The sequence below is a fragment of the Anaeromassilibacillus sp. SJQ-5 genome (assembly GCF_054108045.1).
Map to the genome: position 1 here is coordinate 1,577,374 of NZ_JBPJWQ010000001.1, position 24,800 is coordinate 1,602,173.

A 24,800-nucleotide genomic window follows, 5' to 3' on the forward strand; every position below is an offset into this window, starting at 1 on the left:
TCGCCCTTCATTTCGTGTCATGCCTCTTTTAGATGTCCACGCCAGCCATGCGTTCCAGGGGCAGAATGTCATCAAAGCCGCACTCCACCAACCATGGCAGGATGCTTTCCACCATGCCATCGCTGTCGTAAATCACCGTCTGCCCCAGCGCTTTCATCTCTTTCAGGGACGCCAGATAGTACGTCCCATGAGCGCCTGAATCCGGTCAGGCTCCAGCGCATTGTCCAGCCCTTCCGCGTACCATCTCTCCAGCGTCTGATCCCAGTAAGGCGCATATTCAATCAGGGGCATACGCTCGATATGCTTGTTATGGCGGACAAAGTATGCATCAAAGATTTCCCGCTTGTTCATATGACCGCCCCACCAATCAATCGGTTTCCAGCTTATCCAGCCGCAGGGTGACCAGCTCCTTGGGCTTCAGAGAGAGGGCTATCCGGCCTTCGCCGATGTAGGTCTGTCCCTCTTCGCTCATGGTGGTCAGGCTGCCGCGGGCCGCCGCCGTCACGACCGCCGTCTGTTCGCTTTCGGAATAGTTAAGAAGCCGCAGGATAAGCCCCTGCCCATCCTCCGCTTTTTTGAAAGCGGTCACCAGGACGCCCTCCCCCGCGATCTCGACAGCCGGCGTGTTGTCCGCCACGCGCAGGGCCGCGTTGTCGTCCGGAAGATAGAACAGCTCGGACAGGCGCGTGTCCTGCACGGCGGTCCGGCCGCCCGAGAATTTCTTGCGATCGCAGGCGGTGGCGTAGGCGAGCAGCGGGTTGCGGAACCGCTTGGCAACCTGCGGAAGCCCGGCGCGGACATAGCCGCCGGTGTAGGTATAAACGGCCAGGCGGCCCTCCAAGCGGCGCAGGCACTGGTTCTCCGGGCAGTCCCACTGGCTCCCGCCGATCTGCTCCAGCGTCTCCATGTTGCGGACAATGCTGCCCGTGGAGCGCACCATCGTGAAGGCGAGTGCCTGACGCTCATCCAAATGCTCGTACTCATGCAGCCCCTCGGTCAGCACGGCAAAGCCCGCCTCCTCATCCTCCAGCAAGGCAAAGGACGTGTTGGGAAACACCGGGCTTTTGGTCGTCGGATAGCTGTCATGGATGGTATGCGACACGATGTCGAAGGGGATATCCGCCGTGCTTATCTGCGAGGCGATGCCGGCGTGGAAAACCAGCCGCATCCGGTGATCCTTCGCGCGGTTGTCCAGCGTGTAGCCGACATGCAGCAGCGCGTCGCCCTTTTCGATGGACAGCGTCAGCTCAACCGTGCAGACGGCCAGCCGATCCGCCCGCTTTTTCTGTGAAAAATCGTAGCAGGCGGGGACACGCATCTCCCTCGTAATCCGGATCGCCTGCCGGTAAGCGTTGTGTTCCAGCACCTCCACCGCGGCGGGGAAGTCCCGTCCCCAAAGGAAGGGCTCCCCGTTGTTCCAATACATATAGCTGTCGCCGTAATCGGCGGATTCTTCGATATCCAGAATATCCTCGTACAGCCGCTCTGTCTTTTTATCGAGCAAATCGACGCGGCCGTCCTCGCCGACGGTTACCCGGATACAGGCGTTTTCCATCACCGGCTCGCTTTTCTGCAGCGGCTCGAACAGCGCGGGGGTTCGCTCCGCCCGGCGGATGCGGTATCCCTTCGCCGCAAAGGGCTGCACCCCCTGCGCGTACAGATACAGCGTATACCGATCCACATCCAGAACGCCGGGGAGGTTTACGGGGGAAAACACATCTCTATGGGTGCGCTCTTTGGAAAGCAGCGCATATTCCACGGGGCTGCCCGCCGCGTCGGTGATGGTGAATCCCGCGAAGTCATCCGAGGCCGGAATGTCGACGACCGCTTTCAAAACGCCGGACTGCTCCGTTTCCGTGGAATTCACCGCCAGCAGAATATAGCTGTCGGCGCTCTCCTCCGCCAGCTCCATGTGCTCCGCCAGCTCTCTCAGGCCGCGCGCGAGCATTTCATTCGTCACCTCGGACAACCGGGCGTAGTTATCCTCCATATGCCGGTGAACCTCGTCGCGGGAACAGCCGCATATGCTGTCGTGCGGGTGGTTCTTCATCAGGTTTTTCCACATGTACCGGAAATGATCGAGCGAGTAGCTCTCCGGCGCGGCGCCATAGAGCTGCAGCATGGCGTACAGCGGCTCCAGCCGGCATTCCAGCATGTTCTGCGCGCGGACGTTGGCCGTCTTCAAGTAGCTGCGGGAGGACAGCGTCCCTTTGAGGAGCGACAGGTCGCCGCCGTGACGCAGCTCCCCCTTATAGGTCTTCAGGGGAACCTGGTGTTCCTCAATATACGCCTGCACCTGACGGATATACGCCTCCATATGGTACTGCCGCACCGCGTAATCCTTTTGCAGCGTGTCCAGAATGGGAAGAAGGTTGTCCTGGGCCTCCAGATGATCCACACCGTTCATCAGCAGCAGATAAGGGGTGACCGCCACCCCTTCGAACTGCTTTTCCACACAGTCCAGCAGCAGCTTCGATACCTCGATGTCTTCGGAAAAGCGCTGGGCGTTGTTATACCAGAACGCCATATGTATCGCCAAAACCCGGCTGCCGTCGGCGCCCTCCCAGATAAACTCCGACGGGGTGGTTTTGGTGATCACTTCCCCCTGCGGCCCCACCTCGTAATCCGCCAGCCCCCTGCCGAAAACGAAATTGTCCAGGCCGAAATTGTTCAGGATCTGCGGCAGCTGAGAGATGTTGCCGAACTGATCCGCCGCATAGCCCACCTTGCCGCAGTTTCCAAAAGACGCGGCGATGCGGCGCCCTTCCAGCAGGTTGCGGATGGTGGACTCTCCGCTCGTCAGATAAAAATCATTCTGCAGATACCAAGGCCCCACCACCAGCCGGCCCTCGGTGATGTACCGCCGCAGCGTTTCCCGGCGGGAGGGCCGGTACTCCAGATAATCCTCCAGCACCACCGTCTGCGCATCCAGGTGGAATATATACGCCGGATACTTCTCCAGAGTCGCCAGCAGGTGATCGATGAGATCCACCAGCTTGAGCTTAAACCGTTCAAGGGGCATATACCATTCTCTGTCCCAATGGGTATGGGAAACCACACAGAAATACTTCATTTGGGCGACTCCTCAACTCGAATTTTATTATGTCAGCCAACCAGGCCGCTTCGCTCGATGCCCTGAATGATCTTGCGCTGCAGCAGGCAGTAAAACAGCAGCAGCGGCAGCAGCGCCAGGATGGTCGCCGCGTTGGCTTTGACCATGGTGTAGTACATTTCCTTGTTCCCGATGGACACCGCATTCATGATGGCGATGACATTGGGCAGCAGCTTGACCTCGCCCATGAGCAGATTCGAATAGAAGGTATCCGTCCACTGCCAGGCAAAGGAAAGGGAGAAAATCACGACAAAAATGGATTTGGCCATGGGCACCACGATGCGGAAAAAGGTGCGGTAGGTTCCGGAACCGTCCACATGGGCCGCTTCAATGAGCTCATCCGGAATCGAGCGGTAATATTGATAGGTGAGTATCACGAAGATGCCGGCGCGGAAGCTCAGCGTCGTGGCCGCCAGGATCGCCATCGGCCAGACGGTATTGGTCAGCTGTACAGCCGATCCGGTCAGCCCCTCTATCAGCCCGAAGAAATCGAAAAACCGAAAGGAGGAATACAACGGCAGCGATATGGTCTGAATGGGAAGCATCATGGTGAACACCACCACGCCGATCAGCAGCTTGCTGCCCGGGAAGCGAAACCGCGCCAGCCCGTAGCCCACCAGGGCGGAGGAAACGGTCGCCAGCACCGCCACCACCACCGCATACAAGGTCGTGTGATAGAAGCCCTCCACATAGTCGGGCGTCTGCAGCAGCCCCCGGTAGATATCCAGCGTCCAGTTCTTCGGGATCAGCATGACGGTGGGATCGTACATGTCGTCCAGCGACATGAAGGAGGCGAGGATTTTAAATAAGAAGGGATACAGAATCACATATGCAAAGCCGAGCAGCATCGCGAACAGGCTGCATTGCACGACCAGATGGCCGGCCTTTTTTTCGAGCCGCCGTTTCGTTTTTTGGGACAGCCACGCCATTATCGCCCGCCCTCCTTTCGGCTTTTGCGATAGGCCCTGGTGAAGAGCCAGAAAAGCAGCAGCAGCGCCGCCATCAGCACGGCGATACACAGGAAATGGATCCACGCCATGGCAGAGGAATATCCGTATTTTCCTTTGGTAAAGGCCACATATTTCAAATAATCCATCAGCCGGGTATTGTCCCGGGTCAAGCTCTCGATAAAGGTATAGACGACATTGACCAGCACGTAGGGGACCACCATCGGCAGCGTGATTTTCCAAAAGGAAGACCACGCCGACGCCCCTTCCACCTTGGCCGACTCATATACCGAGACCGGAATCGACTGGATACCGGCGAGGAAAATCAGGATCTGCACCCCGCTGCGGTTGACCACATCGATGATATTGTTGGCGGCGCCGGTGACCCCCTGAATGAGCGCCGGGCTGAAATTGAGCTGCTGCAGAATCAGCGACGCGTTGCCGAGCGCGCCCAGCACGGTGCTGTCCTGATTGGCAGTCGCGCTGTTCATGACGCTCATGACCATGTTTTCGCTGTCCATCATGCTGAGCAGCCCGGTGCAGGCAATGACCGGCAGAAAGAACAGCGCGCGAAACGCGGTTCTTCCCCAAACCTTGGTGTTGAGGACGACGGCGATAAAGAGGGAAAACACCAGAATGATGGGGGCCGTGGTCACCAGCGACCGCAGGTCCTCCGCCAGATACTTGACAAAGTCGGCGTCCACCCGCAGGGCATAATGAAAGTTTTCCAGGCCGGCAAAGGTGAACTGCAGACCGTTCTGAACGCTGACGTCGGAAAAGGCAAACCGGACGCCGGAGACCATCATCTGGAGAAAAACAAAAAGCAGACCGGCCAGGAGAGGGGAAACAAAGACAAGACCCGCCCATTGAACCTTCCGGCGCCTGCCGCGCTTCCCCGCGCCGGCTACAAGTTTATTGCCCATCGGTATGCTCCTTTTGTAAAACGGTATAGCTCTGCGCTTCCACTCGTATGGCCCCCTGCGCGTAGGCCGTGCGGTTGCAGTTCACGGCGATCTCCGCCCCGTTTTCGAAGGTGGAGACGGTGACGCCGTCGGCCAGCACCTCATGCGCCACCAGACGGGAGCCCTCCGCGGCCGCCAGCGCGTCGGCCACATAGGTGTACCCCTCCAGGGCCCGCTCGCGCAGATACTCAAAATCCACCGCGTAGTAATAGCTGTAAGCCGATTGCTTGAGGCGATCCACATTCTTGTACGCCAGCAGGTAGGTCGGCGAGGTTCCGCTGGCAATGCAGCGGAGCAGCTCGGTCTGTTTATCCGCCTTGAGATTGATGGGGGCGCTGCTGTAAGCCACGCTGCCCGAGAGTACCATCTGCACAAAGGGGACCGCGGCGGTTTCGCCGGCATAGCCCGAATGAGTCATGCCCAAATCGGTGACAGCCGCCGCATAGGGCAGGACGTAGGCGTTGGCCCCGTCAAAAGACAGCTTCAGGCGATCCTTCTGTGCGCCGAGCAGCTGCGCGAGCCGGGCGGCCGTCTGTTCCCGGTTGATCGGCTCCTTCTGCGAGAAATCGGAATTGAGATACCGTCCCACTTCGCCCAAGACCACCTCGCCGATCTTCCGCTCGCCGCAGTCGGCGAAAAAGCGTTCAAAAAAGCGCTCATACATTCGTGGGGAGAGACAGTACCGCGGGTTTTCATATTCCAGGGTGTCGGGCTGCATCCGCGAGACGGAGGCCTGTACCCGCTGAAGTGTGCGGGAGCTGTCCCTCCTGGCGGAAAACCCGTCAAACCATCGATCCTTACCGACAAACAGCATGTTGCTACGCACCGAGAAGCCCACGTTCTCCGCGGCGCACCAGTCGAGCAGCTCGGAAAATCCTTTGGCTCCTCCCAGCGCGCCGGATAGCCGCACCCGGTTGGCGGCGCCGCTGTCCAGCCCGTATTTTTCATACCCCAGCAGGCTCAGGTGAATATCCTCCACACCCCGCTCCTGAAAATAGCGAACCATCTCCATGTTTTCCCGGTAGGAGGTAAATTCCGCGTCCGCCCGATAGCGGAAGCCCAGCAGGGACGTGGTATAGTCGGCGGTTCCCAGCGTCTGCAGCTGGAAAACCGGGCCGGCCGCCCCCTCTTGTCGCATCCCCTTTTCCAGAAGAATCGCGCGGTAGACCGCCGCCATCCCCGAATAGGACGCCTTCTCCCCCGTCAGAGGATAAAAAGCCAGCGTCATATCCGATTGGAAGCCATTTTTGTCGCATAGGTACACCCGGCGGGTCGACCCGTTGGACGCCACCTTGGCCTCCAGCGTCACATACTCCCGGCTCGTCCAGGAAAAGGTATTGTAAACCGTATAGTACCGGCCGTTCGGCTCCCCCAGCTTGGCGGTGATCTCGCTGCCGGCATCCCCGCTCTCTATGACAGCGAACAGGGCCGTGCGGTTGTTGCGCACGATGCCGAAAACGGGCAGATAGTACGGTTCCCCTTCTGCCGGCCCGGTCTGGCTCGCCGCCCCGTCCCGGCCGTATACCTGGCCGGTGATAAGGGGACGGCGGTTGGGGCTGGGATCCTGCAGGGACAGGATGGCGCCGGAGCCGTCGGGGATGAACAGGTATCCCTCTCCCCCCTCCTGCGGCAGATCCGCGCCGAAATACTCGAGCACCGTAATCGAGGCGAGCTGAAAGTGCTCCTCGTCGTAAGACACCGCGTCGTGCGGGAGAGTGACCTGCAGGCCGTCCGGCGTCAGCCGATACCGGATCGTGAGCTTGAAATTGGCAAATATCTCTTCTTCCACCTCGGTGTGGAACTGCCCGGCGACGGCTTCATACTCCTCGCGGGTATAGCCCGCTTCCGCCATATAGCCGTCGATTTCGTTTTTCTCCTTACGGCTGACGTTGTCGTTGCAGATGTATAACGGCTCCGTCTTCAGCGGCGGGTAGGCGGCCAGCAGCCGCTCCCGTTCCTGCACGTCGGACACGCTGGCCAGGTCGGTCAGGGAATAGAACAGGTTCATGCGCCGCTTCGCCCGCGAGCCGAGCTGGCCGGTGATGCGTTCATAGGTTTCCACCGTAAAGGCCGCCGGTACCAGCAGCTGTTTCTGCTCTTTGCCGATGGACATCTCGAAGGCCACGCCGTCGGGATACAGCTTTGCCGTATATTGTCCCAGCGCGGCGCAGTCGGGGCCCGACCACAGGGTAGCCGTCTGATTGTTGTTGTCAATGTAATGGATCGCCACCTGAGAAACCAGGCTGCTCTGGATATCCCCGGTGAAATTGGGATCACGGGCGGCGTTATACGGATTGGAGGTGAACACGGCGCCGGTGCGCTTATCCGCCAGTGCGACGGCCAGCGACTGCGGATGGAAGTACAGGCTATAGGCCTCGTTTTCCGCGGCCGGCCGCATATCCGCCAGCATGGCCGCCTCGCTTTCGTACGCGAAGCCGGCGGTGTTTTCCGCACCGGCAATCGTCTCCATCGGCGTCTCCATGTCGGCCGCGGCGCCCGTGGCCGCCTGATATCCCGGCGCACCGCCAAGCAGCACGGCCGCCGCCAGCAGTCCGCCTATCCAGCCTGTTCGCTTCATATGGTTTCCCCCTTCGAGTCTAAACAATATCTCCCCGCTATGTCCGCAGAGAAAGCTCCGTACCGACGGCGGATACCAGCGAAATCATCCGGCCGATCAGACTGACGAAAATAAACAGCAAAAACAGAATAAACGCCATGCCCAGAACGGTCAGTATCGATACCAGCACATTCTTTCCGAGCGTGTAATCATGCACCGTGATCATGGAAAAGAAAATCAGCGCCGCCATCCAGATATACGCCACATTGGTGACCATGGCCAGGATCGGAAGCTCCTCGAGAATCAGGAAATGGCTCACCACCGTACAGGGCAGCACCAGCAGCGTGACCGGGAGGGTCGAGGTGCCCACCGCCACGTACACGTCGCGGAAGGAGCCCTTGCCGTCCATGAGTGAGGTGAAGCAGGTGTTGGCAATGCACCATAGAAGCAGCGGCGCCAGCAGATTCAGCACGCCGGAGCCCACCGAGGCCTCTTCGTCGCCGCTCAGGAACCCGGAGGCCGCCGCCGCTATCGCCTGTGTCAGACAGGCCAGCGCCAGCAGGATGGTGGCGGAACGCACACCGCCCCGTTTTTCCCCCTTGAGCGCCCAATAGCCGTTGAACGGATGAAAAATCACATAAAAGCCCAGCAGAAGCGCATCGCGCAGCCTGCCGCCGGCCGGAGACGCGAGCGTTTTTTGATTGTGCACGGCGATTTTGCGGAACACCCATACCGCCAGCAGAATCAGGATCAGAACCCCCAGCAGGATCCAGAGGCCCCAGCGCTGCAGGATCTCCTGCCGGTAAAGGCCGTAGGCCTTGGAATAGTACAGCTTGTTATTGATAAGCTCGAAGTACTTCATGGCGCCGGTAAGGTCCCCCTTCTCCATCAGCGCCTTGCCGACCCCGAGGTAGGCCAAATCGAAATTGTTGTTCTCGCCCAAAAGCTCGTTCCACAGCCCTTGTGCCTTATCGTACTCCCGGTTTTCCTGATAGCCGATGACCTCGTCCAGCAAAGTCCCATAGGCGGTCTTGCGAAAAACCGTAATGGCCCCTGTTTCCGCGTCCAGCGCCAGCAGCTCGTCGCCCCAGGCGGCAGCCGCCGACAGTCTGGAAAAGAGCCCGAGCGCCTCGCCCTTGCCGCCGAAGGCAAACAGCAGATTGCCGGAGGAATCGTATGTAAACAGCTTATTTCCGTAGGAATCCAGCAGCATGTACATCCCGTTGTCCAGCAGAATCACCTTGGAAATCTGGGAAGGGCCGACCGCCTCATCCCCGTCATAAGGGCTGAAATTGATGTCGCCCGCCGGCGGGAAAAAGCCGTTTCGGCGCAGCACGTCGGTGCCGGCCGGGTTGATTTTTTTCACAGGGGCATAGGTGCTGTCCATGCTCCGGCTGTGAATCGTGTTGTACAGCTCAAACCGATCGATGGACGAGCAGGTGACGTATACAAAGCCCTTGTGATCGATGGTCAGGCTGCTGTACTCCACCGGGACAAACTGGACGCTGCGCGCCAGCTGCTCCTCGGTCATAAAGGCGCGCCACAGCAGCTGGGCGGCATTGGACGCCACCCGCTGCGCCCCGATGAACCCCTGAAAGCCGCCGTCCCCGTCCAAAGCCATGACGCCCATATTGCTGTTTTTTGACACCACATAGAACTGGCCCGCCGCGTTAACGGCCACCGAAATCGGGTTATATTTAAAGTTTTCGGGCAATACCTGCGCGGGAGGGCCGTCAATCGTTCGCAGATACCGGTTATCCTTATCGAAAACGACCAGCCGCCCATGATTGGTGTCGGCGACAACCAGCCAATCCTCTTCGGTGATGAAAACGCCGGAAGGGCTGTCGAACGTGTCCTCCGTCCCATTGGGAAGGGCGAAAGGGCCGATGGTCCCCGTCACCTCAAAATTCCGGTTCAGCAGGACGATACGGTTATTGCCGGTGTCCGCAATGGCAATAAGGCCCCGCTCCTCGTCCACCACCATGTCGCTCGGGTTTTTCAGAAGCGTCTCTCTAAACGCCGCGATTTTTTCAGCGGGCAGGTAGGCGTTCGGCGTTATCTGGACGCTGCTGTCATACGCAAACACGTAGGTTTCATAGGGGGCCTCCGCCGCCGATACCGTCATCGTCCCGCACAGCACCGCCAGAAGCAGGAGAAACAGCATCCCCATTTTCAGCTTGTTCATCGTGCCCTCCTAATCCTTCATCCCCGAGGTAGCGACCGTTTCCATCACGTTGCTCTGCGACAACAGAAAAATGATGATGGGAACGACCATCATGATCACCGTGGCGGCGGCAGCCGTTCCGGTACGGGCGATCCCGCCGGACACGATTTGGGCCAGCGCGTAATTCAGGGTTTTCAGCTGCTCGCTTTGAATAAGCACGTTGGTTCCGGTATTCCACAGATTCTGGAAAGAGAAAATGATCAGGGTCAGCCAGGCCGGCTTGACCAGCGGCATCACCATTCTCCAGAACACCACCCATTCGTTCGCCCCGTCGATGTGCGCCGCCTCAATAAGGGTGTCGGGAATATTGGTCTCCATAAACTGCTTCATCAGGTACAGCCCGAGCGGCGCCGCGAAGGCGGGCAGAATCAGCGACCAGTAGCTGTTGACCAGGGACAGCCGGCACATGATCAGGAAGGTGGGCACAAGCGTCACCGTCGTATTGAACATCAGCGACAGAACGATGATGTTGAAAATGACGGCCTGACCCGGGAACCGGTGCTTGGCCAGCGCATACGCGCACAGCGACGAGAGAATCACATGGCCGAAGGTGCCCAGCACCGAGACAAACAGCGTGTTGAACAAATACCGGGAGAACGGCACCCAGCTGTCCCCCAGCACGCCGAACAGCTCCTTGAAATTGCGCAGGGTCGGGTTTTCCACAAAAAAGCGGGGCGGAAAATACCAAAGCTCGTTGAGCGGCTTGAGGGCGCTTGATACGGAATAGACCATGGGGAGAATCATGAAAATCCCCATCAGGCTCAGCAGGACAAAGATGGCCGCATTTCCCTTGCGGGACCGGTTGAGCATCCGTTTTTTCACTCTGACAGACAAGACTGACCCTCCTATTCCCCGACCCTGGATAAAAAGTGCTTAATCAGCAGATTGGTGCCGACCATCATGAAAAAGAGAAAAACAGCAATCGCGGAGGCGTACCCCATTTCAAAACGGATGGTGCCGTAATCGGTCAGATGATTCATGACCGTGTGGGCGGCATAATCGGTGGTGGGGTAGCCGCACAGCGCGGTGATGACCGGCCCCACGCCAAAGGAGGACGTGATGCTCATGACCGCGCTGAACATCAGCTGCGGCTTCATCATCGGCAGCGTGATGAACCACAGCTCCTGCCACCGGTTTTTGATGCCGTCCACGGCCCCCGCCTCGTAATAGCTTTTATCGATCCCCTGGAACGCGGCGATTAGGGACAGGAAGCCGGTGCCCAAGCTCATCCATAGCGACACCAGAATCACGATGATCAGCACCGTATTCGCGTTTTGCAGCCATTGCACCGGCTGGTATATCAAGCCGAGCTTCAGCAGCAGGCTGTTGACATAGCCATAGTCGTCCCCGCTGAACAGCACCGTCCAAATCAAATACACGTTGCCGGAAATGGAGGGGGCGTAGAAAACCAGCGTGACGAAGGCGCGCACCTTGGGGGTCAGCTCATTGATAAACCAGGCCAGGCACAGGCTCAGCAGATAACCGCCCGGCCCCAGGATGGCGGCGAGTACAATGGTGTTCTGCAGCCCTTTAATAAAAACCGTATCCTGAAAGAACAGGGTCGAATAGTTGCTAAAGCCTACAAATTCCGGCGGCTCCAGCACATTGAAAGACGTGAAGCTCAAAACCACCGCGATCAAAACCGGCAGCACCGTGAACAGGACAAACAGCAGCAGGTACGGCGCGACGAACAGATACGACACCTTATGCTTGTTTATCGCGCTGAACAGGCCCTGCGATTTGGCGCCCGGCCTTGGCAGCGCTTTGCTCGTATTCAAAGGGCATCTCTCACCTTTCTTCAAATTCCGCCTGCTTACGGGCCAGCTCGAAGTTCAGCTCCGCAATATAGTCGCCGAGCACCTCCGCCGGTTCCTCCGCCATGCTCTGGGTACCGGAGGCGTTGTATACCCGGTTGAATGCGAACGTAATGATACGCGGCAGATAGTAGCTTCCCGGCACCTCGGGAACGGTTTTGACCTTCTTCAGCTGCGTCGTCAGGGCCGTGTATTCCTCCCGGCTCCACGACATCCGGCCCATGGCCTCCCAATTGGCCGTCGCCACCTTGCCGGCCGGGCCCAGCACGCTCTCCATCTCCATGGCATAGCGGCTCTGCGTGCCGGTTTCGGTGAACCATTTCAGGAATTCCCAGCCCGCTTGCTGGTTTTGGCTCCCGCGCAGCAGCATGGCCGCCGTGCCGTTGCCCACCGAATAGCGGCGGATTTCTCCGTTTTCGCCGGGCGTGCCGGGCACCTCCACCATCTTCCAGCGCCCCTTGATCTCCGGGGCGAAAACCGTCAGCTGGTTGTATTGGGTGTAATCCTGTACCGCGCAGGGCATCTCTCCCGAGCGGAACCGGTTAGCAAAATCAAAGGTGGGCGGCAGCCCGTACAGACTGAAAAATTCCGTCAGCTGGATGAAAGAATCGATGGCCGTGTTGGAATTCAAATTGGTCTTTTTAAAGTCCGGCGTATAGAAGCTGCCTTCGTTCTGATACAGGAACATGGCGTAGCTGTACAGGTCGTGAGGCAGCCCCACCGTCAGACCGTCCTTTTGAAGAATGGCCGCCACTTTGATGAAATCGTCCCAGGTCTCGGGCGCCGAAAGTCCATATTCCTCAAAGATATCCGTCCGGTAGAAGAACATAAGAAACGAAAAGGTCTGCGGCAGCGCATAAGTTTTCCCCTGATAGGTATAGGGGACGCTGGCGCTGGCCGGAAACCGCTGTGCCACCTGCGCATAATCGGGGAACTGCGACACATCGGTCACCGCGTTGCGTATGGCGTAGTTGATGGGCTCGCTGGACGGATTGTCCAGCACCACATCGGGCGCCAGGCCGGCGAGCACCGACTGCAGCAGGGTGCCCTGCGCCACGGTTTCCAGCTGGACGCCGGTCTGATACTGCGCCGAAAAGGACGAATCGATGAGCCCGCGCAGCACTTCGGCTTGATCGCGCCCGGCCTGTGTCCATATTTTCAGCGTCTTATCATACTGCGCGTCGCCCATTTGCCCGAGGGAGCTGTAATCCGCCGTGAACGAGTGGAAAAAGCAGGTCAGCCCGAACCAAAGGTTCTGAAAAAAGCCGTCCCGCGGCGCGGCGTAAGCGTCTTGCCCCTCGATAAAAATCTGATCCAGCAGCAGCGGCTGACTCATCGCGGACAGAAGCCAAGACCCCATCGCGCCCAGATTGGATTTGAAATTTTCAAGGGTTTTGGCGATTTCCTTCGGCTTTTTCGCCATGCGGTCGAGCTGAAAGATGATTTTCTTCAGCACGGAGGTATAGCTGCCGTTGCTCCCGGCCGCCGTATCGATCGCATCCACCGCTTCCTGCAGCTTATCCCGCTGGACGGCCATGGCGGCGATTTCATCGGGAATTAAGCCCTCAAACCCGTAGTCCCGGTACGGATCGGGAGAGGTGCCGGTTATCCGGACGATGCGGCGGTAGATGGTGTTGAGCTCGGACACCGAGTCTTCGATAACGCCCACCATTTCGGCCACGTCGCCGGCCGTCGCTTCCAGCGTCAGGGTGTGTTCCCCCTCTTCCAGATAGAACAGGTAGGGGGTTCCGCCCTCTCCAAACCGTTCCACCTGCCAGTCGGAGGAATAAGCAAAGCGGAGGCGCCCCGCCTGCTCGAACGGCAGCTCATCGTCCAGCAGCAGCTTCCGGCTGGTGAAGATGCCGTCCACAAAGCTCTGCTGGAATCGCACGCCTATCTGATACAGTCCCGAGGTCTTTACATGAAAGGTCCAGGTGACGCTGTCCCCGATCCGGGCCCAGTTGTTGCCGCCGAGCGCGTTGAGCCTCAGAACCTTTCCCGACTGCGGCGTGGTGACGGCGGAACTCCGATCGGTGACTGGCAGAATCGTCTGGGCGTTTTTGTAGCGGAGCTTCTCGGCCTCAATCACAATCGGCTCCGCGCCGCTGGCCGGAACCGCCCCGGCCTGTCGGTGCTCTTCCAGGTAGTCCTGGTAATCGACAGGCGGCTGATACGCCGCCAGCCGGACGGAGGCGATGGCGATTTGCCCCTTGGCTCCGGTAAGCTCCAGCGTATGGCTGCCCTGGCTTAACCCGAGAAAATACGGGCTGGTGCGGTATCCCGAAGGATCTGCGAGGCAATAGGTTTTCCAGAGAAACGCCTCTTTCACCTCCGGCTTCTGGTCGTTGCCGGCCGCGTTCGTCGGGAAATCCTCCTGCGTCTGGGTATAGCTGCGCGGCAGCGACAGCACCGTGACATCCTCAAACGGGGTCTTCCCGTCCAGGCGGAAGGACAGCTCGAGGTTGCCGCTGCCGGCCTGGGCGGCCATGTACTGGATTTCCAGAACGTAATAGGCGTCTTCCGGCGCTTCCAACGACCAGACCGCCGTTTCGCCCTCGGACAGAAGCGCCGCCGTTTTGCCCGCATGCTGCGAAACCGTCACACCCTGCGCCGTCTCTATGGCCGGTATAATGGCCGCCTTCGCCGACGGATAGGACGCGAACGGCTGCCAATAGGCGGCGTAGCTCTTCCCCGTCCCGGCCGGGGCGGGTTCCGCTGCGGAGGAAACCGGAAGCGTCCCCATCAGCAAAAGAGCCGCGGAAAGCGCGGAAACCAACCTGTTTGCTTTACCTCTCAACCTCATGGTCATTTTCCTGTGGTCCCCTCCGTTATGTTCATTCAGTGTGCGGCCGGCCCGGGTTTTCCTCCCGAGCCGGCTGGTCGTCAGCTCTGCCCGCTCTTTCTCCGGCGCAGGTATACCGCCAATACGGCCGCGCCGCCGCCCAGGACGACAACCGCGATGCCCACGGCAATCCAGATAACCGGATGACCGGACGGCTGGCCCACGGCCTCCTGTGTGGAGGAGGGATCTTCCCGCGAACCGGTGGTCACCGCGGCTCCGCTCGTCGTCGGTATGTCCGAGGAAGCCGGTTCCGTTTGCGGCATCGATTCCGTGGAGGCTTGCGTCGTCGGCGCGGAAACCGGAGGCTTGACCGTCGTCCCCTTGGTGAGAGCCGTGTCGGTGGCCTTGGTGGTGGCTTTGGTGGTCGGCTCGGTTTTGTAGGTGGGCTTCACATTCGGATCGCCGCCCAGCATCCGCTGCACCGCATAAAAGATGGGCTTCGGCTCGCCGATGGTCCCGTCCCGCGAACAGGAGACAAAGCCGAAATGCGCCTCTCTCGCTTCGATATTCTGATCATCCAGAAAATACAGCTCGTCAAGCAGCTCGTAGTAAATAAACCCGATAATCCGCTCCTCGTTGTAGCAGTAATGCATCCCGGCAAGCAGCCAGTTCCAATCGGATAGCGGCGAATGGGTGTTGTCTTCATTCGACTGCACATTGGCCTCGCAAATCAGGAATTCGTGATGCGGGAAGGCTTTCTTCAGCGGATCCATCAGCTTTTGAAACGAGCCCATGTCCTGGTACCAGTCGGGGCCGACAATGTCCCACTCCAAGCCTCTTTCCAGCAGCGCCAGCAGAAAACCATAGTGGACATAGGAAAAGCTGACCACCGTTTTGGCATCCTTGTTGACACTGCGGATCGTGGTCAGGGCGGCGTTGAATTTCTCATACCACTCGTCAACCACCTTGGGATCGTAGTGCTCCGGCTTAGAGCCGTCGTATTTATAGGTGGTGCCGCTCTGCTCGAGCGCCACAATGTCCACCTCGCCGAATACCTGTATGTACTTGATAAAGCCGTACTGGCTGCCTTTTTTGTAGCGGCCGGCCACGATCTTGGCCCGGTTGGCCACATCCTGCGGGGTGCCGGACGTATCGTCCATCACCAGCATGACCTCCATGCCATAGGCCTGGATTTCCGCCACCATCTTGTCCAGATAGTTGAGCATGGACATGTTGGTGGGGTTATAGTTCAGCCGGTAAATGTCGCATCCCATCTGCGCGGCAAGGCGCACCTGCTCTTTGTACGTGCGTTCCGGGTACGCGGGATAGGCGCTGTTGTGTCCGCCGATGCCCCACTCAAAATCCTCCCGATCCTTAAGCAGCGCGCCCGCCGATGCCGGAACAGCCGCAAACAGGGAGGAAACCAGCAGCAGGATCGTCAGACAAATGATACTCGCTTTTTTCATGCCAAACCCTCTCTGTTCGGATACTGGTCGCGGATCAGCTCCTGCACCCGATGATACACCGGCTTTTTCTCGCCGATGTGGCCTTCGGCGTCGCAGGTGACAAAGCCGAAGTACGCTTCTCTGGGATCGCTGTATCCGCTCAAATACACCTCGTCCAGCAGCTCATAAAAGAGGAAGCCGATCACCTTGTCGTCCTGATAGCAGTCTTCCATGCCGTCGTACAGCCACTGCCACCGTTCGGCCGGCGAATCGCTCGCATCGTCCCCGGCCCGGATATTCGACTCACAAATGATGTAGTCGTATTCCGGGAACAGCTCCTTAAGCGGGTCGAGCAGCTCGGAGAACGGCCCCATGTCCTCGTACCAGTCGAGCCCCAGGATATCCCAGGTCAGCCCCCTGTCCCGCATGCCGAGCAGAAAGCCGAAATGCAGATGGGCGATGCTGACCACGATTTTACTGTCGGTGTTGACCGCTCGGATGGCGTCGATGGCGGCCTTCATCTTCTGATACCAGCGATCCAGAATCTCCGGCGTAAAGTGCTCCCGCTCCTGCCCGATAGGCGTATCCTTAGGGAAGGATTCGCAAAGCGCGCCGCAGTCCTGTTCGCCGAAAATCCGGAAATACCGGATAAACCCATGGGGCGAATCCTTGGTATACCGCGCGGCAATCGGCCCCACCAGCGCGGCGTCCTCTTCGGGGGACAGGCTGTAATTGTCGGTGATCAGCATGACATCCATGCCCTGCGCCTGCACTTCCGCCACCATTCTGTCCAGATAGGCGAACTCGTCCTCGGTCGTCGGGCAATAGTTGAAGCAGTAGATTTTGCTTCCCAGCTCCGCCGCCAGCCGAATTTGCTCTTTATAGTAGGCTTCCGGATAGGCCTTGTACGTCCGGTTATGCCCGCTGATCCCCCACGACCATGCTTTGCTCATTTCCATATTCCTCCGCGTTTATGAATTTGTCAGGCAGAAATTGGCCAGGATGACGTTTAACCCGGCGATGCTGGCGTCGAGGCCGCCTTCCCGATAAAACATCACATTCCGCACGGCGCTCAAATCGCCCGCGTTGTAGATATAGTCGTTTACCGGCAGAACCACATGGTTCCAGCCCATCCCTTGAATCTGGGAGGAGACACTGTATGGAACGCGCCCCTCCCATCGGTTGGCGCCCGAGGTGAAGTCGATGCGCAGATCGCCCGGGCTGTTGGTCAGAATCGAATAATCGGATACAAACACATCAAACTCCACGTTGTCCGCCTGGGTGAAATCCACGGCGGGAGTCATGCCCTCGAGGCATAGCCTGTCGAAGGCATACAAGAAGGTGGCGCCCGTCTCAAAGGTCTGGTTGATGGTCTCGCCGAAGCGCGTGACAATCCCGGCCGGCTCATCCGGAAGCGTCAGCCGGACGCCGCCCACCTGGCGGACGCCCAGCAGCAAACCGCTCATCTGGGCCGGCGACATGACGGCGCTCCCCTCGAAATAGCAGGACCAGGTGCTGACCGCCGACCAGTCGGGCTGCTGCCCGTTTGCACCGTTTGTAAAGAACGACTCTCTTTTTACCTCCACCGTGTTCCAGCCGGATTTGGTGATTTGATCGAGAAAACTGACGCTGGCGCGGCTGTTGGTCCGATTGCCGCTGTCCGAGCCGAGGGTAAAGCGGATGTCGCTAGCCCCTTTTCCCCCGGAAATCCGCTCGGTAAAGGTGGCATAATCGCTGACGTAAAACTCAAAGGTAATGGTGTCGCAGGCCGAAAGATCCACCGGCGGCAGGCCGCTGCCGTAAAGGGTATCCCACAGCCAGCTGTAAGCCGCCCCGTCCGGGAAGGTGTAGGAGGAAAAATCTTCATCCAGCAGCGTCATGGTCAGCGGCGGATCCATGACGGCGCAGATATTGGCGCACGCCACCTCCACATCGGCCGCCGCTCCCAGCGATGTATAAATATTGGGGCCAGCGAAGCTGAGCATCCAGGAGGACACCTGGGAAGCATCCAGCGTCCCCGTCCCCACCTGGGTAAAGGCCGAAAGCGGGAGGACAATATGGTTCCATCCGCTGCCTGTAATCTGGTCAAGGAAGGGGGCTCCCTCGCGGGTGCCATACCGGTTGCCCGGCGTGGAGCCGAGGAAAAAGAAGAGATCCGTCACGCCGCCGTTCGTGTTCGCCATCGCTGCGGTAAGGGCGGGATAATCGCTAATAAAGAAGTCAAACGCAATCGCGTCCGCCGCGGTCAAATCGAGCGGGCCGACGCCGTCGTTATACACCGTATCCGCCAGGAAGTGGAACCCCGGCGCCACTCCGCCGTTGCCCAGCAGAGCGCTGTCGCCGGCTGCGTCCAGAATCGCCGCTTTCAGCGGTATCCCCAGCAGCGACGGCGCGGGCGGGCGGATAGGATACGCCGGCTGTCTCGGCCCTCCGCCAATCGCTTCCTGTATGTAGGTGTAGATGGCCTTGCGCGCCGTCACGTCGCCGGTCTCGGTACCGCCCACCAGTCCGCAGTAGGCTTCGACCGGGTCGGAAATGGCCGGCTCATCCATCAGCTCGTAAAAAATCAAGCCCTTCACACGGGGTTCGGCGTATACCGCCGCCATGCCGTCCGTCAGCCAGCTCCATGTGGAAATCGGCGCATAGGTGTTATTCCCGGAGGGGCGGATATTGGTTTCGGTGATGAGAATATCCTGGGTGAAATTGGCCTTCACGGGAGTCAGCACCCTGGAAAACGCCCCCATATCGGCGTACCAGTCCAGCCCGATGATATCCCACTGCAGCCCCTTGTTTTTCAGGGCGGTCAGGAACCCGTAGTGCAGATAGCTGATGCTGATCACCGTCTTCGAATCGGTGTTGACCGCCCGAATCGCCCCGAGGGCCGACTGAAACCGGCCGTACCAGTCGTTGACGACGGCGTCGCTGTAGTGGCTGGGCCGAGAGCCGTCGGGAACGTCCGCCGGGTTGGAATCGAGCAGCGCCGGAATATCCGCCTCGCCGAACACCTGCAGATAGCGGATGAATCCATGGGGGCTCGAGGCCGTGTAGCGGGCCGCCGTGGCGCCGATCCGCTGCGCAATCGCCTCCGGCGTTCCCTGCGCGTCGTCCAGCACCAGCATCATATCCATGCCGTAGGCCAGCACCTCGGCCAGGACGGTGTCCAAATACGCGAAGTCCTCCTCCGTCACCGGGTTGTAGTTGAAGCGGTAAATCTTGGAACCCAGCTCGGCGGCAAGCTTCACCTGTGTTTTCAAATTCTTTTCCGGATAGGAGGCATAATGCCGGTTATGTCCGTTCACTCCCCAGGAAAAATCCGAACGGGAGACATAATTTGCCGTGGAAGCCGACGCGTGCGGCAGGACCGAGAACAGCATGCTGGCGAGTAGTACCAAACAGAGCAGCTTTTTCAACGGGGCCCCTCCTATTCTGTCTCCGAAGGCCTTTCGGCCTTAGTCCTCCGGGCGTGGGGGATGCCGTCTGCCGGCATCCCCCACGGAACCGTCTGTCGCTATTTACTTGAATTGATTTACAACCTTCATCACATCGTTCAGCGCGGCTTCCGCCACGCCCTTGTTGGCCTGGATATACGCCTCCGGTGTGGTTTTTCCATTATACGTCTCATAAATCGCCTTAAAGGTTCCCGCGTGAATGTTCCAGTCGGCCCCGCCGCCAAAGATGGACACGGGCTCGATCTTGGCGCTGTCCAGGCTCTTGGCGAACATGTCGTACGATTCATCGTCGCAGAAATACCGGTCGCGGTATTCCGCCTGCTGCGCCTTGATGCAGTCGTCCGCCAGATAACAGAAAGCCTGCAGGAAGGAGCCCGCGTTGGCCAGCTCCTGGCCCTTAAGGCCGCCCGACACCATCAGCACCGTGCTGTTCCAGTTGCAGGAGGCGACATAGCCGCTGGCCTTGTCCCCCTTGGGGAAGGGCAGATAGCCGTACTCGTCTTCCATATCCACGATGTTCTGGGCATACAGAGTGGCGGCCCCCAGGAAAAGGGACTTCCCTTCCATAAACTCCTTCATCGCGTTGGCATCCTGCTCGCTGGCGCGGGAAATCCCGGATTTGGCATAGAAATCGACGGCCTCGTTGATATACTTGACAACATTGGCGTCCTGCATGTTGTACTTGATGCCGCCTTTGCCGTCCGCCTTGAGCATATCGGCGCCGTTGGCCGACATATAATTGAGCACCGCCGAGGAAGGCCCGTCGCTCTGGATAATGCCGAAGCGGTCGGCGCTGGTCATGCCGGGCTTGCCGTCCAGATCCTTGCTCGCCTTCTTGGCGATGGTTTTCAGCTGGGAAATGGTCCATTTGTTCTGCTTGACCATGGTATACAAATCGGTGTCTTTATACCCGATTTCGTTCAGGATGCGTTTGTTGAAGAAATACCCCAGCACAGCCGGATACATGTCCTTGGTCCCCACGAACCAGACGCCCTTGCCTATGGTGGAGGCCTTGACCGCCTGCCCGCCGTTGAGATAGCTTTGCGTCAGATCCATGGTCGGCACCGTCCTGAGGTTGGTGGCCAGCCCGGAGGATATGTAGGATACGGCGTTGTATATCGGTGCCTCCATGATGTGGCCGTAGCTTTCGCCCGAAGCCACCGCCGCGAAGGCGGCCGATACCATCTGATCGGCGGGTACCACCGTCACCTGCACCTTGCACTTAATGGTATCCTGGATTTTGGTCAGCCGATCGGCATAGGCGTTGCCCGTCTGGGATTTCCCCTTCTGGGTGTTGAAAACGCCGATTTGGTCCTTGGGATAGCTGGTATACACCTTGATGGTGGCGCCCTTCAGATTCACCTTCAGCGGGTCGGTGATGATCGGCTGGGAAACCGTGGGGACGACGTTGGGAAGTCTCTTTTTGGTGGTTTTGGTATTGGGCTTCGCCGTCGTTTTACCGCCGGAGCTTCCTGTGCCTTTCCCCGTCTCCGTTGTGCCCGATCCCGCCGTCTCGGTGCTGTCGGCGGAGGGGCCGGTGTCGGCGCTGGTGGAAGCCGTGGATTCCCCTGTGCCGCCTGACACGTCTGAATTCGGTGTCGGCTCCTTGCCGCACGCCGCCATGGCCAGCATGGAAGCGGCTATCAAAAGTCCGGATAGGATACTGAGCAATCTGTTTCGCATAAACCCATTCCCTTCGCTCGTATTCGCTCGGTGTGCGGGGCCTGTCAGCCCCGCACACCTCTGCTTGTCGATGGATTGTCGTTATTTCCCGCGGCGACGGCTGACGAGCAGGGCGCCGCCGGCTGCCGCCATGACGGCGAAGGCCGCCGCGCCGGTTGCCGCGCCGGTGCCGGGATTCTCGGATTCCGAGCCGGTGGGATCGCCCGCAGCTGACGATTCATTCTCCGTCGGGCTGCTCGGATCCTCCGGGGTGCTGGGATTCGAGGGATTCGAGGGCTCCCCGGCATCCAGGCTGCCCGTCACGCGCAGGTTATCCAGGCGCACGATCAGCTCATCCCCTTCGGCAAAGGCGGAATCCTTGGCGCCGAAGACAAAGCAGCGGATTTTGGACATATCCGCGCCGTCGTCCTTCGTGAAGCCCTTGGTCACGTCGATCTCCACGCTGTTCCATCCCGGCTTCCAGCTGGTGGTGTCCACGTCCCAGCGGAAATACTTGCTGGTGCCGCGGTTATCTCCCGTAAGGGAAACCGCGAATTTGGTCTTCGCCATCAGATCCAGATCGTCCACAAACACGTCGAACTTCAGCGTCTTCACTTTGGAGAAATCCTTTTGCTCAAATACATAGCGCATGACGTTGGAGGTGTCGGGCTGCTGCATGAACTTCTGCGAAACCGAGGCTTTTCCTTCCGTTTTATAAGTGGTGTCGATTTGCACGGTGGCAGGGTTCCAGGAATCCCCGTTTTCCTCCACCATCTTCTCGCAGTCGGACAGGTAAATGGCGTCTTTATCCGGCTTCGCGGGCTTGTCGGGATCGGGCTGCACGAGAACCGGCTTGGCGGTGGCGTAGATGTTTTTGACCGTAATCCGGACATCCCAGGCGTCGCCCACCGGAAGTCCTACGAAATTGGGGCCGTTAAAGGAGAAGCCCCAGGTGCACGCCTGCGTCCAATCCAGCGGGCCGGAACCCATGTTTTGGAAGTCGCTCTTTTTCAGCTTCAAATGAACCCAGCCGTCTTCGCCCACATCCGCGAGCAAGGGCCAGATCGACGCGCCCCAGCGGTTTGCATACCGATCCCCTTCTTTGGAACCGATGCAGAAAAGCAAATCGTTCACCTTGCCGTCGGAAGCGTCCATAACCGACTTAAGGGTTTCATAATCGCTGATGTAAAGATCCAGTTCGACAAAGTCCGCATTGGAAAAGTCTTTCGCCGGCAGACCGACTTTATACAGAATATCGGAAAAATAATGGAACTGCGCATCTACCTCACCGTTGCCCAGCGTGGCGGACGTCTCTTCCGTGTCAAAGGTGACGACCGCGTTGGCCGGCGGCGTATCGGGTCCCGGGGTACCACAGATGTTGGCCACACCAAACACTAGATCGCAGGCGTCGCCCAGCGTAAAGCCCGCGAGGCCTTCCAGTCCGATCATCCAGTTGCTCACACTGCCCCGGTCAAATTCCCCGAGGGGGAAGAGATCCCCAACCGGGACTTTGACGTGGCTCCAACCTGCATCGGTCTTCTTCAGCTGATTCTGGAAATCGTAGACCGCCCGGGCTCCATACCGGTTGGCGGGCTCAGAACCCAAGCTGAGCCGCAGTCCGACATTCTCTTTGCCTTCAAACAGAGCCATGGTTTTGTCATAGTCGCTGACATAAAAATCGAATTCGATAAACTCCGCCTGAGAAAAGTCCGCCGCTTCCAGATTCACATTCATGAAAATATCGAATGACCACGCGCCTGTAGCGGAGGGATCGCCCTTACCGAGCGATCTGAAAAATGGCTCAAACTCCAGTACGTCAAGGGCACTTGACGGCACGTTGGGCACCGGGCGGAAGAAGGCGGTGCGCAGGTTCTTCACGCCGATCTCCGCGTCAAAGGCGTCGCCGGCCGCGATCTTCACGACCTTCTCGCCGAACTGCAGGTTCCAACCGGTAACCTTACCCCAGTTGAAGTTGTCATCCTGGGCCACGCGTTTTTCGTCCGCTTTTATAATGCGGACGTCGGTCACGCCGTCTCCCTTGATCTGATCGAAGAAGTCGCAGGTCACCGAGCCGCCGCCGACCGACGTGAAGACCAACTGCATGACGCCAGCCTTGGCGTCCGCCGTAACAGCCGCCGTAACCTGTTCTGTGGTGGCCGCGATGGCTTCGTCGCCCTCGACACCTTTGAGTGCCTCCTTCAATGCATCAGGCAGCTTCTTGTTCACCTCAGCGGACACCGTCTCGTCTACCAGCGCCTCGATTTTGTCATAGCCGCTGACAGAAAGCTGAAATTCCACATAGGCCCCGCCGGTGAGATCCGTCTCCGCCAGTCCCTTTTGGCCGATGAAGAAATCGCCGAGGAGCGCCTCGGCGTTCTCGCCAACGGTGGTCTTCTTCTCTTCTGCGGACAGCATGACGGCCGTCCTGTTCACCGTTTCCGAGGTCAAATCTTCCGATAAAGACAACGCATTCGTTGATATGATCTGTGCCGAAAGCACGCTGACAAGTGCTATGGATGCTAAGACTTTGCGCATGATCTTTGCTACCACAATACATTCCTCCCTCAATAAATTGAAACGGATTCTACCCGCGCGCGGTGGAATTTCTGGCCACGAGCCGGACGGGGGACAAAATCTGGGTCACCACCGAAGAACCGCCCGCCGCCAGATGCAGGCACATTTTCGCCGCCTCCTTTCCCATTAAATAGAAATCCTGTGATATACTTGAAAGCGGGACCTTTTGTACCTCCGAAATATCCAGATTATCGAACCCGACGATGGCGACCTGCTCCGGAACGCGTACGCCTCTTTTCAGCAGGGCGTTTTCTACCGCGATGGCCGTGATATCGTTACGCACAAACAGTCCGTCGATCGGCTCCGGAAGGGACAGTACCCGTTCCAAATACTCGTCAATGAACTCTACAAATTGATTGGGATGATGCTCCACATAATCCATACATAAAAATTCCTGCCGGATAGGCATGGAAGCCTCCTGCAAGGCGGTCTTATAGCCCAGAAAGCGATCGGAAAGGGAGCGTATCCGCTCTTCGCCGCCGCCGACATAGCCGATTCGCCTGCAGCCGATGTCGATGAGGTGCCTGGTGGCCAGATAGCCGCCCCGCAAATTATCGCTGGAGACAAAGTTGGCGTTGACCCCCAGCGGAGAGCAGTCCGCGAATACCATCGCGCAATTCTTTTTCAGCAGCCGGAAATAGGTGACGGCATCCATCCGGATATCCGAATTGAAGATAACGCCCTTCACCTTGTTGCCGATGAGCTCGCATACCTTGTCATAAATGTTATCGTTCTGATTGGAGACCGTATGCACGGTTAGATAGCAGCCCTGTTCGGTCAGATATTCCTCTGCCCCTTGTATAATTTGGAAGAACTGCGATATGTTCTCGCTTTCGCCCTTATCTACCTTTATGTAGGAGATAAAATCCACCTTGCCGTTCTGTCTCCCCTTGTCTCCCAGGAAAACACCACTCCCCTGCCGCTTGTATACGACCCCTTTCAGCTCTAGATCGCGAAACACTTTTTGCGTCGTCGTACGGCTTACCTGCAGCATTTCAGAGAGCTCTCTCTCAGTGGGAAGCTTGTCGCCGTCCACCAGATGGTTTTGTTTTATAAAATCGAAAATATATTCTGTAATCATATCTTGTTTCTTTTTTGGCACGGCCACTGTACTCACTTCGTCCCCCCCTTATTGGTATGTTCCAATTTTTCAGCCACTTTTTAATTCACCCATATTCTAACATTGGCTTTTTTGTATGTCAAGAGGTTTTTGTTATATTTTTACTATATTTTTTAAATTATTAGCTTTTTTATTGTTTAAAAGTGTTCCAA

16 protein-coding genes are annotated in these 24,800 nt (G+C 58.3%); all 16 read right to left on the bottom strand.

Going from position 1 to position 24,800, the window contains the following annotated elements:
* Window positions 1-28: 28 nt before the first annotated feature.
* Window positions 29-157: a hypothetical protein gene (locus ACSAMM_RS06835; protein WP_457790648.1), complete on the bottom strand. Its 129-nt coding sequence runs from the start codon at window positions 155-157 to the stop codon at window positions 29-31.
* A gap of 5 nt (window positions 158-162) precedes the next feature.
* Window positions 163-351: a hypothetical protein gene (locus ACSAMM_RS06840; RefSeq protein WP_457790649.1), complete on the bottom strand. Its 189-nt coding sequence runs from the start codon at window positions 349-351 to the stop codon at window positions 163-165.
* Window positions 352-367: 16 nt separating this feature from the next.
* Entirely contained in the window at window positions 368-3,073 is a 2,706-nt protein-coding gene (locus ACSAMM_RS06845; RefSeq protein ID WP_457790650.1) for an alpha-mannosidase, read from the bottom strand.
* Window positions 3,074-3,105: 32 nt separating this feature from the next.
* Window positions 3,106-4,041: a carbohydrate ABC transporter permease gene (locus ACSAMM_RS06850; RefSeq protein ID WP_457790652.1), complete on the bottom strand. Its 936-nt coding sequence runs from the start codon at window positions 4,039-4,041 to the stop codon at window positions 3,106-3,108.
* Entirely contained in the window at window positions 4,041-4,982 is a 942-nt protein-coding gene (locus ACSAMM_RS06855) for a carbohydrate ABC transporter permease (protein ID WP_457790654.1), read from the bottom strand. Before ACSAMM_RS06855 ends, ACSAMM_RS06850 begins: the two co-directional genes overlap by 1 nt.
* On the bottom strand, window positions 4,972-7,599 hold the full coding sequence (locus ACSAMM_RS06860; RefSeq protein WP_457790656.1) for a DUF5696 domain-containing protein: 2,628 nt from the start codon (window positions 7,597-7,599) through the stop codon (window positions 4,972-4,974). Before ACSAMM_RS06860 ends, ACSAMM_RS06855 begins: the two co-directional genes overlap by 11 nt.
* A gap of 37 nt (window positions 7,600-7,636) precedes the next feature.
* Window positions 7,637-9,763: a YIP1 family protein gene (locus tag ACSAMM_RS06865; protein ID WP_457790658.1), complete on the bottom strand. Its 2,127-nt coding sequence runs from the start codon at window positions 9,761-9,763 to the stop codon at window positions 7,637-7,639.
* 9 nt (window positions 9,764-9,772) lie between these two features.
* Complete coding sequence (locus ACSAMM_RS06870; protein ID WP_457790659.1) at window positions 9,773-10,636, bottom strand: carbohydrate ABC transporter permease; 864 nt, start codon at window positions 10,634-10,636, stop codon at window positions 9,773-9,775.
* Between the two features lie 11 nt (window positions 10,637-10,647).
* On the bottom strand, window positions 10,648-11,580 hold the full coding sequence (locus ACSAMM_RS06875; protein WP_457790661.1) for a carbohydrate ABC transporter permease: 933 nt from the start codon (window positions 11,578-11,580) through the stop codon (window positions 10,648-10,650).
* 10 nt (window positions 11,581-11,590) lie between these two features.
* Window positions 11,591-14,392, bottom strand: coding sequence for an extracellular solute-binding protein (locus ACSAMM_RS06880; protein ID WP_457790662.1), 2,802 nt, complete (start codon window positions 14,390-14,392; stop codon window positions 11,591-11,593).
* Window positions 14,393-14,499: 107 nt separating this feature from the next.
* The gene (locus ACSAMM_RS06885; protein WP_457790664.1) at window positions 14,500-15,864 is read right to left on the bottom strand and encodes a hypothetical protein; all 1,365 of its coding nucleotides are present in this window, start codon (window positions 15,862-15,864) and stop codon (window positions 14,500-14,502) included.
* Entirely contained in the window at window positions 15,861-16,796 is a 936-nt protein-coding gene (locus ACSAMM_RS06890) for a hypothetical protein (protein ID WP_457790665.1), read from the bottom strand. The genes ACSAMM_RS06885 and ACSAMM_RS06890 overlap by 4 nt, the downstream gene beginning before the upstream one ends.
* 18 nt (window positions 16,797-16,814) lie before the next feature.
* Window positions 16,815-19,253, bottom strand: a complete 2,439-nt coding sequence (locus ACSAMM_RS06895) for a hypothetical protein (protein ID WP_457790667.1) — start codon at window positions 19,251-19,253, stop codon at window positions 16,815-16,817.
* Between the two features lie 102 nt (window positions 19,254-19,355).
* The gene (locus ACSAMM_RS06900) at window positions 19,356-20,975 is read right to left on the bottom strand and encodes a hypothetical protein (protein ID WP_457790669.1); all 1,620 of its coding nucleotides are present in this window, start codon (window positions 20,973-20,975) and stop codon (window positions 19,356-19,358) included.
* Window positions 20,976-21,056: 81 nt separating this feature from the next.
* Window positions 21,057-23,369: a hypothetical protein gene (locus ACSAMM_RS06905; RefSeq protein WP_457790671.1), complete on the bottom strand. Its 2,313-nt coding sequence runs from the start codon at window positions 23,367-23,369 to the stop codon at window positions 21,057-21,059.
* Between the two features lie 169 nt (window positions 23,370-23,538).
* A complete protein-coding gene (locus ACSAMM_RS06910) occupies window positions 23,539-24,609 on the bottom strand; it encodes a GntR family transcriptional regulator (protein ID WP_457790673.1) in 1,071 nt (356 codons plus the stop codon).
* Between the last annotated feature and the right edge of the window lie 191 nt (window positions 24,610-24,800).

Coding starts and splice junctions, on each gene's coding strand:
- ACSAMM_RS06835 (WP_457790648.1), bottom strand. CDS start 157: ATGAAAGCGCTGGGGCAGACGGTGATTTACGACAGCGATGGCATGGTG.
- ACSAMM_RS06840 (WP_457790649.1), bottom strand. CDS start 351: ATGAACAAGCGGGAAATCTTTGATGCATACTTTGTCCGCCATAACAAG.
- ACSAMM_RS06845 (WP_457790650.1), bottom strand. CDS start 3,073: ATGAAGTATTTCTGTGTGGTTTCCCATACCCATTGGGACAGAGAATGG.
- ACSAMM_RS06850 (WP_457790652.1), bottom strand. CDS start 4,041: ATGGCGTGGCTGTCCCAAAAAACGAAACGGCGGCTCGAAAAAAAGGCC.
- ACSAMM_RS06855 (WP_457790654.1), bottom strand. CDS start 4,982: ATGGGCAATAAACTTGTAGCCGGCGCGGGGAAGCGCGGCAGGCGCCGG.
- ACSAMM_RS06860 (WP_457790656.1), bottom strand. CDS start 7,599: ATGAAGCGAACAGGCTGGATAGGCGGACTGCTGGCGGCGGCCGTGCTG.
- ACSAMM_RS06865 (WP_457790658.1), bottom strand. CDS start 9,763: ATGAACAAGCTGAAAATGGGGATGCTGTTTCTCCTGCTTCTGGCGGTG.
- ACSAMM_RS06885 (WP_457790664.1), bottom strand. CDS start 15,864: ATGAAAAAAGCGAGTATCATTTGTCTGACGATCCTGCTGCTGGTTTCC.
- ACSAMM_RS06890 (WP_457790665.1), bottom strand. CDS start 16,796: ATGAGCAAAGCATGGTCGTGGGGGATCAGCGGGCATAACCGGACGTAC.
- ACSAMM_RS06900 (WP_457790669.1), bottom strand. CDS start 20,975: ATGCGAAACAGATTGCTCAGTATCCTATCCGGACTTTTGATAGCCGCT.
- ACSAMM_RS06905 (WP_457790671.1), bottom strand. CDS start 23,369: ATGCTGTCCGCAGAAGAGAAGAAGACCACCGTTGGCGAGAACGCCGAG.
- ACSAMM_RS06910 (WP_457790673.1), bottom strand. CDS start 24,609: ATGATTACAGAATATATTTTCGATTTTATAAAACAAAACCATCTGGTG.